At 63.2% G+C, this 16774-nt stretch carries 6 protein-coding genes; all 6 read left to right on the plus strand.

The genetic code is table 11. The features are described from left to right. The first annotated feature begins 140 nt into the window (after positions 1–140). Complete coding sequence (locus ACTJLF_RS25945) at positions 141–2588, plus strand: DNA internalization-related competence protein ComEC/Rec2 (protein ID WP_440884172.1); 2448 nt, start codon at positions 141–143, stop codon at positions 2586–2588. 160 nt (positions 2589–2748) lie between these two features. Further along, the gene (locus ACTJLF_RS25950; RefSeq protein ID WP_440884173.1) at positions 2749–3609 is read left to right on the plus strand and encodes an oxepin-CoA hydrolase, alternative type; all 861 of its coding nucleotides are present in this window, start codon (positions 2749–2751) and stop codon (positions 3607–3609) included. Between the two features lie 98 nt (positions 3610–3707). Then, positions 3708–5204 (plus strand): circularly permuted type 2 ATP-grasp protein, encoded by a 1497-nt coding sequence (locus tag ACTJLF_RS25955; RefSeq protein WP_019656031.1) that lies wholly within the window; start codon positions 3708–3710, stop codon positions 5202–5204. Positions 5205–5215: 11 nt separating this feature from the next. Then, complete coding sequence (locus ACTJLF_RS25960) at positions 5216–6172, plus strand: alpha-E domain-containing protein (RefSeq protein WP_019656032.1); 957 nt, start codon at positions 5216–5218, stop codon at positions 6170–6172. 270 nt (positions 6173–6442) lie between these two features. After that, entirely contained in the window at positions 6443–16021 is a 9579-nt protein-coding gene (locus ACTJLF_RS25965; protein ID WP_440884174.1) for a hemagglutinin repeat-containing protein, read from the plus strand. Beyond that, the gene (locus ACTJLF_RS25970; RefSeq protein WP_132800705.1) at positions 16018–16749 is read left to right on the plus strand and encodes a hypothetical protein; all 732 of its coding nucleotides are present in this window, start codon (positions 16018–16020) and stop codon (positions 16747–16749) included. Before ACTJLF_RS25965 ends, ACTJLF_RS25970 begins: the two co-directional genes overlap by 4 nt. The last annotated feature ends 25 nt before the right edge of the window (positions 16750–16774 follow it).

Consider the following 16774-nt stretch of genomic DNA (forward strand, 5'->3'; position numbering starts at 1 on the left):
CGTTTTTTTGTGCTGTGCTGGCAGATTGCATCGAGAAGATGTCTCTGGTGAGACGCATACTAGCCGAGATGCTTAGCAATTAACGCGCCATTGAGCGCGGGTTCGGGGAGGGTTTGCATCATGGGTTCGGGAGTTGTCTGATGACGCGGAATCGCGCGTCACGCCGGGCCGTGGGCGCTGCCGGCGCATTCGCGGCGCTGGGCGGTTCGCTGTTGGGAGCGGCCTTGCAACTGCAGCAACCGGTGCTGTGGCCGGCATGGGTCTATGCCGGTTTGCTATGGGCCGCAACGGCCGGAATGTGTTGGCGGCTGCTGCCGGGAAGGGCGCTTCTGCTCATCGCCCTGGCCTGCGGGGCGATGGCCGGCGCGGGGCTCGCGGGGTGGCGTGCCGTGGCCTACGCCGCAGGCGCACTGGCCCCTGCGCTCGAAGGGCAGGACCTGCGCGTCACGGGGGTCGTGTCCGAGATGCCCCAGCGCAACGAGGCCGGCACGCGCTTCACGCTGGATGTCGAATCCGCCCGTTGGGCCGATGCCGGCATGCGGGGCCTGCCCGTCGTCCCCGATCGCATCGCGCTCGGCTGGTATGCCGAGGGCTCCAGCCTCTGGAGCCGCGCACCCCGGGCCGTCGCCGACGTCGCCTTGCTCCATGCGGGCGAGCGCTGGAGCCTGACGGTGCGCCTGAAGGCGCCGCACGGCAACCGCAACCCGCATGGCTTCGACGGCGAACTCTGGATGTGGGAGCAGGGCCTGCATGCCAGCGGCCATGTGCGCAGCGGCACGCGCGACGTGGCGCCGGTGCTGGTCGACTCCACCTGGCGCCACCCCATCGAGCGGGCCCGCGAGGCCGTGCGCGATGCGATCTTCGAGCGCGTGCCCGACCGCGCCCGCGCAGGCGTGATCGCGGCCCTCGTCACCGGCGACCAGAACGCCATCGACCGCGCCGGCTGGGACGTGTTCCGTGCCACGGGCGTGGCGCACCTGATGTCGATCTCGGGCCTGCACGTCACGATGTTCGCCTGGCTCGCTGCGCACGTGGTCGGCCTGCTCTGGCGCCGCAGCGCAAGGCTGATGCTGAGGCTGCCCGCCCAGCAGGCGGCGCTGGTCGGCGGCGTGCTGCTGGCCGCACTCTATGCGCTCTTCAGCGGCTGGGGTGTGCCGTCGCAGCGCACGGTCTGGATGCTCGCGACGGTCGCGCTGCTGCGTCTCACCGGTCGGCGCTGGCCATGGCCTAACGTTTGGCTGCTGACCGCCGCCGTGGTGGTCGCGCTCGATCCGTGGGCCCTGATGCAGGCTGGCTTCTGGCTGAGCTTCGTCGCGGTGGGCGTGCTCTTCGCGACGGACGCCGGAATGCCGGGCGAGCAGCAGGCCGCCGGGGCCGCTCGGCTGCTGCGCTTCTTCCGCGAGCAATGGACCATCACGCTGGCCATCACGCCGCTGAGCCTGCTGCTGTTCCAGCAGGTGTCGCTGATCGGGTTGGTGGCCAATGCGGTGGCGATTCCCTGGGTCACGCTCGTGATCACGCCGCTGGCGATGCTCGGCGTGGCGGTGCCGCACCTGTGGGACGCTGCTGCCTGGGCCGTGCATGCGCTCGCACTCCTGCTGCAATGGCTGGCCGGCCTGCCGCATGCCACGCTGTCGATGGCAGCGCCTCCGCTGTGGATGGCTGCCTGCGGCGTGGGCGGCGGCGTGTTGCTGGCGATGCGGCTGCCGTGGTCGCTGCGCAGCCTTGGCGTTCCTCTGCTCCTGCCGGTGCTGCTGTGGCAGGCGCCCCGGCCTGCTGTGGGCGAGTTCGAGCTGCTCGCCGCAGACATCGGCCAGGGCAACGCGGTGCTCGTGCGCACCGCCACACACAGCCTGCTCTACGACGCCGGCCCGCGCTACAGCCTCGAAAGCGACGCGGGCCACCGCGTGCTGGTGCCGCTGCTGCGGGCCTACGGCGAGCGGCTCGACACGCTGGTGGTGAGCCATCGCGATGCCGACCACATCGGCGGCGCGCCCGCGGTGCTCGCGATGCAGCCCGAGGCCGAGCTGCTGAGCTCCATCGAGGCCACGCACCCGCTGCAGGCGATGCGTGCGTCGAAGCGCTGCGAGGCAGGGCAGTCGTGGAGCTGGGACGGCGTGCGCTTCGAGGTGCTGCATCCCTTCGAGAGCGATTACCGCAGCTTCGGCAAGCCCAATGCGGTTTCGTGCGTGCTGCGCGTCGACAACGGACGCGCGGCGGCACTGCTGGCCGGCGATATCGAGCGGCTGCAGGAAGCGGCGCTGGTCGTGCGCACGCCCCAGCTGCTGCATGCCGACGTGCTGCTGGCGCCGCATCACGGGAGCAAGACTTCCTCGGGGGAGGCTTTCCTCGACCAGGTCAGGCCGCGCATCGTGCTCGTGCAGGCGGGGTACCGCAACCGTTTCGGCCATCCGGCCCGGGAGGTGGTCGCGCGCTACCTCGACCGGGGCGTGCGGCTGATCGAGAACACCCGTTGCGGCGCCGCGCATTGGAGCAGCCTGCATCCTGCCGACGTCGCCTGCGAACGGGAGCGGCGTGCCCGGTACTGGCAGCACCGCCTGCCCCCTTCGGAGCTCCCGGGCTCTTGAAACTGTGAATTAATTGTCAAAAGTAGCTTAAAGGTATTCATTTTCACGAATCCAAGCCGAAGAATCCTGCGTTTTACTGGGTAGCTACAACTCGGCAACAAGGGGGCAACATGTACAAACGTCCACGCTCGCAGCGGGGCGTGACCGCAGGGCGGGTTTCATGACGACAGCGGTTGCGGCCATCACCAGCGCGAGCGCCGCGCCCGCGTCGGGCGCCAGGCTCGACATGCACCGCGAAGGCCCGGTGCTCATCCTGACGCTCAGTAACCCGGAGGCGCGCAACGCCATCAATCCCTCGGTCTACCGTGCGGCGGCCAAGGCGATACGCGCCACCGCGGGCTTCCGCACGGTGCGCGCCATCGTGCTGCGCGGCGAGGGCGATCACTTCAGCGGAGGCGGCGACCTGCGGCGGCTGGCCCGCCAGCGAAAGCTGCCGGCCGCCGAGCAGCGCGGCCACATCGACGCGCTGCACGAATGGCTCATGGCGATCGAGGAGGCGCCGCAGCCCGTGATCGCCGCGGTCGAGGGGGCGGCGATGGGCGGCGGCTTCTCGCTGAGCCTGGCCTGCGACCTCATCGTGGCCGCCGAGGACGCGAAGTTCGCGATGTCGTACATCAACGTCGGCCTCTCGCCCGACGGCGGCGGCACCGATTCGCTGGCCCGCGCTCTGCCGCCTCAGGCCGCGCTGGAAATGCTGCTCGACGGCACGCCGTGCACTGCCCGGCGGTTGCATGAGCTGGGCGTGGTCAACAAGGTGGTGCCGCACGGGGAAGCCGGTGCCGCCGCGCTCGCCTGGGCGCAGCAGCTTGCGCGCGGGCCGTTCGAGGTGCAGGCGCGCATCAAGCAGCTCGTGTATGCGGCGCGCGGACGCAGCCGGCGCGAGCAGCTGGAGGCCGAACGGGAGTCCTTCCTGACGAGCCTCTACAGCGACGAGAGCGGGGAGCGCATCAAGGGATTCCTGTCGCCCCGCAAGAAGCAGGAAGCGAGCGAGGCGGGGAGCGAGGAGGGCTCCGCCGGCTGAGCGAGGAAAGATCATCCGGCCCGTCTCCGGCCTTGGCATCAGGGGTTCTACTGGCCCTGAACTTGCTAAGCTACGAGCTCAAGGAGATTGGTCGTTCCATGCACAAATTTGACGAGATGTACGAGCAGCTTCCCTACGCTGGAGCTGCGATTCGACAGCATTACAAGCGCTACGACCAATGGCTCGCGAAGCAACCCGGTGAGGTGATGCGTTCGCGACGCGAAGAGGCGGAAATGATCTTCCGCCGGGTCGGCATCACCTTCGCGGTGTACGGCGCCAAGGACGAGGACGGCTCCGGCACCGAGCGGCTCATACCGTTCGACCTGCTGCCTCGCATCATTCCCGCCCACGAGTGGGACAGCATGGAAAAAGGGCTGGTGCAGCGCGTGACGGCGCTCAACCGCTTTCTTCACGATGTCTACCATGACCAGGAAATCATCAAGGCCGGCATCATCCCGGCCGAGCAGATCCTGAACAACGCCCAGTTCCGCCCCGAGATGATGGGCGTGAACGTGCCGCACAACGTCTACTCGAACATCTCGGGCATCGACATCGTGCGGGCGCCCGACGCCTCGGGCAACGGCGAGTACTACGTGCTCGAAGACAACCTGCGCGTGCCCAGCGGCGTGAGCTACATGCTCGAGAACCGCAAGATGATGATGCGGCTCTTCCCCGAGCTCTTCAACCAGAACCGCATCGCGCCGGTCGCGCACTACCCCGACCTGCTGCTCGAAACGCTTCGCGCCAGCGCGCCGCCGGCCACGGCCGAGCCCACGGTGGTGGTGCTCACGCCGGGCATGTACAACAGCGCCTACTTCGAGCACGCCTTCCTCGCGCAGCAGATGGGCGTGGAGCTGGTCGAGGGGCAGGACCTTTTCGTGAAGGACAACTTCGTCTACATGCGCACCACGCGCGGGCCGAAGCGCGTCGACGTCATCTACCGCCGCGTGGACGACGACTTCCTCGACCCCGAGGTGTTCCGCCCGACTTCGACCCTGGGCTGCGCGGGCCTGATGCGCGCCTACCGCGAAGGCAACGTCGTCATCTGCAATGCGGTGGGCACCGGCGTGGCCGACGACAAGTCGATCTACCCCTACGTGCCGAAGATGGTGGAGTTCTACCTCGGCGAGAAGCCGATCCTGAAGAACGTGCCCACCTACATGTGCCGCAACAAGGACGAGCTGCAGTACACGCTCGACAACATGAAGGACCTGGTCGTCAAGGAAGTGCACGGCGCCGGCGGCTACGGCATGCTGATCGGCCCCGCCGCGACGCAGGCGGAGATCGAGGACTTCAAGAAGGCCGTGATCGCCAAGCCCGACGGCTACATCGCCCAGCCCACGCTGAGCCTGTCGACCTCACCCACCTTCGTCGACGCCGGCATCGCGCCGCGCCACATCGACCTGCGCCCCTTCGTCCTCTCGGGCAGCGAAGTGCAGATGGTGCCCGGCGGCCTCACGCGCGTGGCGCTCAAGGAAGGCTCGCTGGTGGTGAATTCGTCGCAGGGCGGCGGCACCAAGGACACCTGGATTCTCGAAGCCGACCGTGTGCCCAAGTCCAAGGCTCCCGCACAGTCGCAAAGCCAATCGCAGTAGGAGCACGAACGATGCTGTCCCGCACCGCAGACCACCTCTATTGGATGTCCCGCTACACCGAGCGCGCCGAGAACACGGCGCGCATGCTGGACGTCAACTACCAGACCTCGCTCCTGCCGCAGTCCGCCGAAGTCGCCAAGTACGGCTGGCAGGGCGTGCTCTCCATCAGCGAGCTGCTGCCCTGGTACAACCAGAAGTACGACCAGATCGCGCCCAAGGAGGTGATGGAATTCATGGTCAAGGACGAGAGCAACGCCTCGTCCATCGTCTCCTGCCTCAAGGCCGCTCGCGAGAACGCACGTGCCGTGCGCGGCGCGCTCACCACCGAAGCCTGGGAAACGCAGAACACCACCTGGCTCGAAGTCAACCGCATGCTGCGCTCGGGCGACTTCGAGCGCGACCCCGGCCAGTTCTTCGAGTGGGTCAAGTTCCGCTCGCACCTGTCGCGCGGTGTCACGCTGGGCACCATGCTGCAGGACGAGGCCTTCTACTTCTCGCGCCTGGGCACCTTCCTGGAACGTGCCGACAACACAGCGCGCCTGGTGGACGTGAAGTTCCACGCCCTCAACAGCGAGTTCTTCGGCGCCGCCACCGAGGAAGATCAGGAATACGACTTCTATCACTGGAGCGCCATCCTGCGCAGCGTCTCGGCCTTCGAGGTCTATCGCAAGGTTTACCGCGATGTGATCAAGCCCGAGCGCGTGGCGGAGCTGCTCATTCTTCGCGCCGACATGCCGCGCTCGCTGCACGCCAGCCTGGTCGAAGTGGTCAACAACCTTGCGAAGGTGCAGAACGAGCAGAGCGCTGAAACCCAGCGCCGTGCCGGGAAGCTCCTGGCCGATCTGCAATACGCGCGCGTCGACGAAATCCTGGCGACGGGTCTGCATGCGTATCTCACGCAATTCCTCGATCGGGTGAATGAGCTGGGGGTGCGGATCAGCCAGGATTTTCTGGTTCCGGCGCATTGATCTTCTAGCGAAATGAGGGAGCATCGCCCTTCTGGCAAAGGCGATGCTTTGCCTGTTTCGCATCAATTTTTGACAATTGTTGACGTTGTGAAATATCAACAATATTTAATCCATAAGAATTAATCTTTCTGATAAGGCTAACCTAAGTCGTTGAAAAGCATGTATTAATTCCTTGAACGCAAGCGCCGCTCTTTCATAATCGCGCCCCGTAGCTTTCATTTCGTCACAGATTTGAATGTGACGTGACAACTATCAGGGAGCGTCAGAACAATGAATCGGCACTTGCACCGCGTGGTCTTCAACGCGGCCAGAGGGATGCGCATGGTGGTCCAGGAAACGGCCGCCAGCACTGGAAAGGGCGCCAGCAGGGCGACGACCGCCGCAGGCGCTGCCGCCCTCGCAGGTGTGCTAATCGCAGGAGCCGCACACGCCCAGATCGTCGGTGCCCCGAACGTCCCCGGCAACCTTCGCCCGACCGTACTGATGGCACCCAATGGCGTGCCGCTGGTCAACATCCAGACGCCTTCCGCCGCGGGCGTCTCGCGCAACGTCTACAACCAGTTCAGCGTCGGTTCGAACGGCGCCATCCTGAACAACAGCCGGGTGAACGTGCAGACCCAACTGGGTGGGTTCGTTCAGGGCAACCCCAATCTGGCCACGGGCACGGCGCGCATCATCCTCAACGAGGTCAACGGCGGAACGCCCAGCCAGCTTCGCGGCTACATCGAAGTGGGCGGCCAGCGCGCGGAAGTGATCATCGCGAACCCGGCGGGCATCAGCGTCGACGGCGGTGGCTTCATCAATGCCAGCCGCGCCACGCTCACCACCGGCACGCCGCAGTTCAACGCCGTCGGGGGGCTCGACAGTTTCCTGGTTCGTGGCGGAACCATCACCATCGACGGCGCGGGCCTCGATGCAAGCAAGACCGACTACGCTGCCATTCTTGCGCGTGCTGTGCAGGCCAACGCGAGCATCTGGGCGAGCGAACTCAAGGTGGTGACCGGCGCGAATCAGATCAGCGCCGACCATAGCCAGGTCACACCGACGACGGGCACGGGTACCGCCCCGACCTTTGCGCTCGACGTTGCTGCCTTGGGTGGCATGTACGCAAACAAGATCGTCCTGATCGGAAGCGAAGCCGGGCTGGGCGTGCGCAACGCGGGCAGCATCGGTGCTGGTGCGGGGGGGCTTGTCGTTACGGCAGCAGGCCGCCTCGAGAACATCGGCACGCTGGAAGGGCAGCGCGTTGAACTGACCACGCCTGGCGATATATCGAACCGCGGCGGCACGATCCGCCAGGGTAGTTCGGCGGGCCTGACGATTGCCTCGCCGGTGCTGAGCAATACCAATGGCGGGGTAATCGGTGCCGAGCCTGTGAGTGCTGGTGCAAGCGGTGGGGGAACAGCAAGTCCTGGGACTTCGACGCCGAGCAGCGGTGGAGGCACGGCCACGGCCCCGACAACGGATTTGGGGGGCACCAGTACCGGGGGTAGCTCCACCCCCGCGACCTACACACCTCCCGCACCAGGCTTCATCACTGCTGGTGGCACCATCTCGAACGACGGGGGCAAGATCTACGCGGGCGGTCCTATCACGCTCAATACACCGCAGGTCAACAACGCGGGTGGCTCGCTCAATGTGGCGACGATGGCTGTCGCAGGACCGAGCTTCAGCAATGCGGGCGGTACGTTGAATGTCAGCCAGAGCTTCGGCGCGAACGTCGGCTCGTTCGACAACACTGGCGGCAAGCTCAATGCGGGCAGTTTGAGCATTACCACCACTGGCGATCTGCTCAACGTCGACGGTGCGCTCACGAGCGCGTCCGATACCAATCTGGCGGTTGGTGGCATTGCCGATAACACACGCGGTGCCATCTCGGCCACGGGTGCTCTGACCGCCAACGTTGCTGGCGCGATCCAGAACACCTCCGGCACGCTGGCCTCGAACCAGAACCTCAATGTCACCGGTCAGTCCCTGAACAATAGCCAAGGCAACACCTCTTCAGCAGGCAGCAATCTTCAGCTCAACGTCGGCCAACAGTTGCTGAACACTAGCGGCCATATCTCCAGCGGCGGGACGCTTGCGATCCAGACCGGCAGCCTCGACGGCAGCGGCGGCAACCTGCAAAGCACCGGCGACATGACCATCACGGCCAGCCAGGCGCTGACCTCCACCGGCACCAACGTCGCGGGCGGCAACGCCACATTCAAAGGGGCCTCCGTCGACCTCTCCGGCAGCCAGACCGGTGCAACCAACATTGCGATCACAGCCGCTCAGGGCAACGTGACCACCAGCGGTGCCACTGTCGCGACGCCGGGCACGCTCGCCATCTCGGCCAATGCACAGCCCGGCCAGACGCTGGTCAACAGCGCAGGCAAGCTCAATGCGGCCCAGTTGCAGATCGACGCCTCGAACATCGCCAATACCAACGGCGGCCAGATCGTGCAGACCGGCACCGGCGCGACCGTCCTTGCCGTCAGCGGCAGCATCGACAACTCGAACAGCCAGATCGCAACCAACGGCCAGAACCTCACCTTGCAGGCCGCGTCCATCACGAATATTGCCGGCAAGATCGACCATGCCGGCACCGGTACGTTGACCATCGCCGGTGGCAGCTTCAACGGTGCGCGCGGCGCGATCACCGGCAACGGCGCATTGGCCGTCAATCTGTCCGGCGCGTTCAATCAGGACGGCGGCACCACCTACGCCAAACAGATTGACATCACGGCGGGTTCGTTGAGTAACCAAAGTGGCGGCAGCATCGTGCAGGACGGCACCGGCACCACGACGCTCAATGTCGGCGGCGCTCTTTCCAACAACGCGGGAACCATCGCCAGCAATGGCGCCATCACCGCCGGTGCGGGCTCGATGGCCAACCAGGGTGGCAAGCTGCAGGCAGCAGGCGAGTCAGACCTGAACCTCACCGTTGCCGGTCAACTCGACAACTCCGCAGCCGGACAGATTCTGGTGGGCGGCAATGCCACCGTCGCGGCCAGCAGCCTCAAGAACGACGCGGGTAACCTGACCGCCGTCGGCAATCTCAATGCAACCGTCTCGGGTGCAGCCACGAACGCAGGCGGCACACTGGCCGCGAACGGCAACACCACGGTCACCTCCGCCAGCCTGGACAACAGTGCAGGTACGACCGCGGCCGTCAATGGCAGTCTGGCCGTCACGACCACGGGCACCACGACCAACACTGGTGGCACGCTGCAAGCCGGTGGCGCCACGACGCTGAGCACTGGCGGTCTGAGCAGCGCCGGCGGCAAGGTCTTCGGCAGCAGCCTGAGCATCGACACCCACGGGGGAGCACTGGACAACAGCGCCAAGGGGACCATCGCCGCAACCACCACCGTCGACGTGAAGTCTGGTGCGCTGAACAACGACACCGGTCTCATCCAGTCGGGCGCAGCGATGGTCATCGACACGAATGGCCAGGCACTCACCAACACGAACGCCGCCGGGTACATCAATGGCCAGGGCGGTATCACTAGCGCCGACACCCTGACGCTCAACGCTGGCGCTGTGAGCAGCAGCGCGGGCTTCATAGGCGCAAAGGGAGTCCTCACAGCCAACACGCAAGGTGTCTCAAACACCGCCGGCGGACAAGTCATCGGACAGGCCGCGGTCACGATCAATACCAACGGCGCGACCTACGACAACAGTGGCGGCAAGACGCAGGCGGTCGGTGCTCTGACGATCAATGCTGGTGCAGTCAAGAACGTCGGCGGCCTGCTGCGCTCCAGCGACACGACGACCCTGAATGCGGCGAGTGTCGACAACGCCAACACCAGCGGCACGAATCAGGGCATCGAGGGCACGAACGTCACGATCAGTTCCGGGGGGCTCGGGAACCAGACCGGAGCCATTCGCGCCACCCAGAACCTCACTGTGACCAGCGGCGGGACAGTGGACAACTCTGCGGGTGGTCTTCTGTCGGTGGGCGATGCCCTCAAGATTGTCGATCCGAACGCAGGGAACCCAGGCGCCAAGACGCTCAACGTCGTGAACACCGGGGGTACGCTCACAGCCAGCAACAGCCTCCAGATCGACGCCGCCAAGTTCAGCAACGACGGCACCTTCACGACGGGCAAGGACATGTCCGTGGCGCTGACGCAGGACATCGTCAATAACCGCGACGTTAGCGTCAGCGGCAATCTCACCTACGGCACGACCGGCAACCTGACCAACAACGCGAAACTGCTCGCAGGCCAGACGCTCACGGTCAACGGCAATGTGGTCGGCAACACAGCTACGGGCGAGATGTCGGGCACGAACACCGTCGTTAACGCGGGTACGCTGAACAACCGTGGCCTGATCGACAGCCAAGGCAACACGCAGGTCAATACGGGCACGCTGAACAACATCGGCACAGGGCGCATCTACGGCAACGCCATCTCGATCAGCACTGGCACCCTGCTCAACGACACCGAGACAGTCGGTGGCACGACAACCGCCGCGACCATCGCTTCGCGTGGTGACCTCGACATCGGCGCGACCAACATCACGAACCGCGAGCATGCGCTGATCTTCGGCAGCAACAACATGGCCATTGGTGGTGCGCTTGATGCGAACCGCAAGGCCACCGGCCAGGGCGGCACGCTCGACAATCTGAGCGCGGACATCCAGTCGCTGGGCAACATGTCCATCTCGATGGCCAACGTCAACAATCGCGACGTGCACATCCAGTTGGGCACGCCCACTTCGGTCTCGAGCGTCATGGTCGGCGTGGCCCCTGTCACCCCGATGGGCAGTGGCATTGGTCGGACCACCCAGTACACGCTCGCCGAAGTCAACCTCGATCCGGCCAACGGTTTTGTCTACCGCAAGGACACCGGCGAGTTGGTAGGCACGGGCGGCTACGGTCTCTGGACCAACAACATCACGACGGTCACAGACACCGCCATCAATGCCGATCCCGCACACCTGATAGCAGGCGGCAACATGACGGTCAATGGCCGTCTGTACAACCAGGACAGCCAAGTGCTGGCTGGAGGCACGATCACCGCCAGCGACTACCAATCCAGCCAGCTCACCGGTTCGGTGAACGTGTCGGGGCTGGCGAGCGTGATCAACAACCAGGGCCAGGTGCAGGGCACCAACATTCCCATCGTGCTCGCTCCGGTGAGCATCCCGCTGGGCGCCTACAAATACCAGCCGAACCTCAATGCGACCACCGGCTACAACGCTGGTACTGCGGCCACAGGGTCCGGTAGTGCGACCGGTGGCGGCGCCAGTGGTGCAGCCGGCGGTCCTGGCGCGGGCGTCATCGTGGAGGTGGCGGCCAACGTAGGCACGGTCGTCGGCGCGGGCGGTAACGGGGCCGGCGCATCGGGCGGCACGAATGCCGGAAGTACCCGGACCGTCCCGACGGTGGTGCGCACCAGCACGCCGAACCTGAACGTACCGCAGGCAAGCCTGTTCCGCACGCAGGCCGGCGGCCACTACCTGATCGAGACGGACCCGAGGTTTGCGAATTACCGCAACTGGCTGTCCAGCGACTACCTCCTGAGCAACCTCGGGCTCGATCCGAACAACATCCTCAAGCGCCTGGGCGACGGCTTCTACGAGCAGAAGCTCATTCGTGAGCAAGTCGCTCAGCTCACGGGCTATCGGTATCTGGACGGATTCAACAATGACGAGGACCAGTACGCCGCATTGATGAATGCGGGGGTGACCTTCGCGAAGCAGTATGGCCTGCGTCCGGGCGTGGCCTTGAGTGCAGCCCAAATGGCACAACTCACCAGCGACATCGTGTGGCTGGTCGAGCAGACCGTCACGCTGCCGGATGGCTCTACGCAGCGAGTGCTCGTTCCGCAGGTCTATGTGCGGGTGCTGCCGGGTGATATTGATGGGTCGGGGTCGCTGCTTAGCGCAGACGCTACGGTCATCAAGAGCGCGGGTGATGTGATGAACAAGGGAACCATCGCTGGGCGCACGATGGTGTCGATCAGTGCCGACAACGTCAATAATCTCGACGGCGGTCGGATTGCGGGCGGCGGCATCGGTATCAATGCCCAAAATGACCTAAACAACATCGGAGGAAGCATCACCGCGCGAGACGCGATGACCCTCAAGGCCGGGCGAGATCTCAACATCCGGACGACGGTACAAACAGCCGCCGGCAACACGGCAATTGATCGTGTTGCTGGGGTATATGTCACCAATCCGGGCGGTGAATTGATCGCTTCGGCCGGACGTGATGCCAATCTTATCGGCGCGGCAATGGTCAGCGCCGGAAGCGTGTCGATGGGGGTGGGCCGCAACATCAATCTCGGCACCGCCACCGAGGGATACACCATTTCGTTCGCCAACAAGAACGTTGCAGGTATTTCGTCGCAGAGCCGGGAGGTGGGTTCGGTCATCCAAGGTCAAGACAATGTACGACTTGCGGCTGGCAATGACCTGAACATCCGGGCGGGCGCGGTCGCCAGCGTGGACGGCGCCTTGGTCGCTACAGCCAAGAACGACATCAACATCACCGCAGGCCAGGCGACGAGCAGCGTGGCCGCGGTCGCACAGAAGTCTTCCCATGGCCTGTTCAGGAAGAGCAGTTCCAGCACCATGGCCAGCACCAGCACCGTGGACGTGCTGTCCAGCAGCCTGAATGGCAAGACCGTGGCTCTGGTCGCGGGCAACGACATCAACGCCCAGGCTGCGCAACTGAGTTCGCAAGACGCGATGAGCTTGTCGGCCGGACGAGACATCAACCTCACCACCGCCGATCGGACCACTCAGGAACTGCACGCAAGTCAGCAGCGCAGCAGCAGCACAGGGTTGTCCAGGGCTTGGGCACTGGCCTCCGATGCCGGAGGACCGGTCGGCGGCTACGGCAATCGCCAGTTCTCGGGGAACAGCGCCAGCGCCGACATCAAGACCCAAGCCGTCGGCACCACCATCTCGGCGGGCAGCCTGCAAGCCGTCAGCGGTCGTGACACGACTCTACAAGCGGCCACCGTCGTGGCCGACAAGGACATCACTATGATGGCCGGGCGCAATCTCACCATCGAGAGCGCTCAGAACACTGAACTCAGCAGCAGTTCCTCGGCCAACGGCAAGAGCGGCTTCATTGGCTCTTGGTCGCAACCTGGATTGGGCAACATCAAGGACTTCGGTGCCCAGGCGACCATCAGCACTACCCAACAGGCCAGCCAGGTGGCCAGCCTCACAGGTGATGTGACTCTGGTGGCCGGCAACGAATACCGCCAGACGGCCAGCAGTGTGATGGCTGCGGGACAGGCCGGTCCGCTCGCGGGCGGCGATGTGAACATCTTCGCGAAGAACGTCACCATCAACGAGGCCTACAACACCGAGCAGAGCGTGAGCATGCAGCGCAGCTCCAGCACCAAGTTGGGCGGCAGCGCGAGCTTCATGGGCGTAAGCACTGACAGCCTTCGCAACGCCCAAAGCACCGTGCGGGCGATGGGAGACACCGGTGGCGATGGCCGCATGCAGGCCCTGGGCGCAATCAATCTTGCTATGAGCGGCAAGCAGGCGTATGACGCTGTGCAGGCCATCGGTGGCACGGGTCCACTGAGCTATGGCGTCAGCGTGAGCCTGAGCCGCAACACCAGCCAGGGCACCAGCTTCACCAACAGTTCCACGGCTGTGGGTTCCAGCGTCACGGGGGCCAACAACGTCAACATCGTGGCCACCGGCGCTGGCGCTGGCTCCAACATTCATGCTGTGGGCTCCACCATCGCGGCGGGCAATACCGTCAACATGGCGGCGGACAACGACATCACGCTGGAGGCCAGCAAGAACACAAGCGTGACCGTAGGTCAGAACACCAGCCATGGTGCCAATGTAGGGGTGACCTTCGGCGCCGGCGCGCAGAACGGCTTTAGCATCCAGTTGGGCGTGCAAAACGGCAAGGGCAGTGATAACCAGAACGAGACGAGCTACAACGCCACCCAGGTTTCTGGCGGCAACGCAGTGAACGTCTCCAGCGGCCGCAATCTCACGCTCAACGGGGCGACGATCGAAGGCAACCGGGTGACGGCGGATGTCGGTGGCGACCTGAACATCACCACCTTGCAGGACGTGAGCGTGGGCCAGAGCCGTCAGTCCAGCAGCGGCTTCGGGGTGAGCCTGTGCATCCCGCCAATCTGTTATGGGGCAGTGGCTACCGTCAGCGCCAGCGCCGCAGGAGCCAAGGCCGATGGCGTCTTTATCAGTCCGAGCACTCAGGCAGGCATCAAGGCGGGGGATGGCGGCTTCGATGTGAAGGTCGCGGGCAACACGAATCTGACTGGTGCGGTGATCGAGAGCACCCAGGCGGCCATCGACAACAACAAGAACCGCTTCTCTGCCGGTGGCACGCTCACGATGCGCGATTTGCAGAACGTGAGCCAATCAAGCGGTAGCAGCTATTCAGCCAGCGGAAGTGTGGGCATCGGGTACACCGTGGCGCCAAACGCTGCCACCGGTGCTACCACGCAGGTGGCATGGAGCGGGCCTAACAATACGCCAGGTGGAAGTGCTGGGGTCGGCAGCTACTCAGGCAACAATCAAGCGAGCACGACCAAGTCTGGCATCAGCGGAATCGCGGGTGATCAAAGCGTAAGAACTGGAGACAACTCCAGCGCAGGCACCTTGATTAAGGACTGGAACACCCAGAGCGTCATTAAGAATGTACAAGCGCAAGCGCAGCTCACGCAGCAGTTCAATCAAGATGCCGCCCGCGAGATCGGGACTTACGCAAACAAGAAATACAACGAGCTGAAAAATAGTGACCCGATCGAAGCCGCGAAATGGGCAGAGGGTGGCGAATACAGAGTGGCCGCACATGCTGCCGCGGGCCTATTGAGCGGCGGCATCACAGGGGCGATTGGCGCTGGTGCGAGTGCGGCACTCATGCCCCGGATCGGTGAGGCTATTGACGGAATGGGGCTACCGGTGCCTGTAGCTCAAGCGGTTGGAGCCGCGACGGCTGCGGCTGTGGGAGGCCTCGTCGGCGGACCAGCTGGAGCAGCAAGTGCATACAGCGTCGACATCAACAATCGGCAATCAACGCCGGCTGAACAACGTCGGCTCCAAGCCCTAAAGGAAGGCAAATCCGCCGCTGACCAGCAGCGCCTTGATGACGCCGCCTGCGCGTTGACCCATTGTGCATACGGAAAGAGCCCCGACGATCCAGATTATGGCGCTGCAATTTCATCGCAAAATCGGGGCGCCGACTACCTCGCTGAACAGACAGCTTTGAAAGCCACTGGACTGTTTAAGTACAGTTTATGGGATACGCTTACTGATAGTACAGACGCAATAGGACGTGCGACGTCACTTACTCTCGGCAAGGAATTGAGCTCAGCTGGACGAGGCGCGGTTAATCTAGCTGAAACAATTGCTCAAAACGGCCCCTATGCCCCGAATCTCCCGTCTAATGACGAAGGAAGCGGTCCTAGTACGGGTGGAGGGGCCGTAGCCACAGTCGTGCCCGTGGCGGTCTGTTTACCGCCCATCTGCGTTCCAGTGGGCGTACCAGTCGTTAGTGTTACGCCGGGCAATGTAATGATGTCGACCGGCAGTGGATCCGACGACTCTAATGGTGAACCAGCGACGCCCGCAGCGCCGCCCGCAAAAGGTCCGAAGCCGGACTTCACTCCGCGAAATGAGAAGTTGACAGTTCAGGTGGCTCGAGACGGGACAGGTGTGCCTCGGATCGATCCAGCTACAGGGAGGCAAACTGTGTGGGAAGGAAGAACCTATCCCGAGTGGACGGGGGCCGTGGAATATTCGATACCTGGGTTGGATAACAATTTTCGATATCTTGAGCTGACTAAACCTGATGGCACGATTGTGCGGGGGTATAGCTTCAATCATTACAAGAAAATAATTACTTTAAAATGATGCAAATAGGTCAATTATCCATTCGCGACGAAACGGCAGAAGATGGTGCTCTTTTGGGGCTCGATCTAGTTCAAGGACTTCCAGAATTCGCGGGAGACGGCGATTTTGACGGAGGGGGTTTTATTGTTTCACTTCACGGACTCAAACTGCCTTATGTCGGATTCACGCTTCCTGATGGCCGTGTATTTTCGTTGCTCATTGATATAAACGGTCGACCTATTCAGATCGCCAACTTCTATTGTGTCAAACTTCTCTCTATCAAAAATGATGTTCATCGATATTTGATGCAAATAGGTCGAACAAGTCTGCCGAAATTGAGAATTTTTGAAGCATGGGCCGATGGAGATGCCTTAAGTTGGCAGGACCTCGACGTTCGATATTCCGATTTTTGGATTGATGCATGCATGGACTTGGCAAATCCTAGCGATTGGGTGCAAGAATGCGTTGTCAGTGGTGAAATCCATTTAAATTCTGATGGCTTGCGCTCCGAATCGGATTTTTACTGCCTTCTTGGAGAAAAGATTTTTGGATATCGAGGATACGCGGGCAGCAACCTGGCAGCACTATTCGACGTGCTAATGGTTAACAAAGTCAAGAAGAAATTTTTATTTGAAGATGAAGGGAAATTTTCGAATTTTTTGAGCATGATTTCTGGCGAAGCAGATTATTTTTCGAGGTTTAAATCCGTCTTGCTGGATTCAGGTTCCAGTTTTGCTGAAGGTGCTTAATCAAATTCATTTGGATTGAATATCA

Source organism: Variovorax sp. 22077 (genome assembly GCF_052044195.1).
GTDB lineage: Bacteria > Pseudomonadota > Gammaproteobacteria > Burkholderiales > Burkholderiaceae_C > Variovorax > Variovorax atrisoli.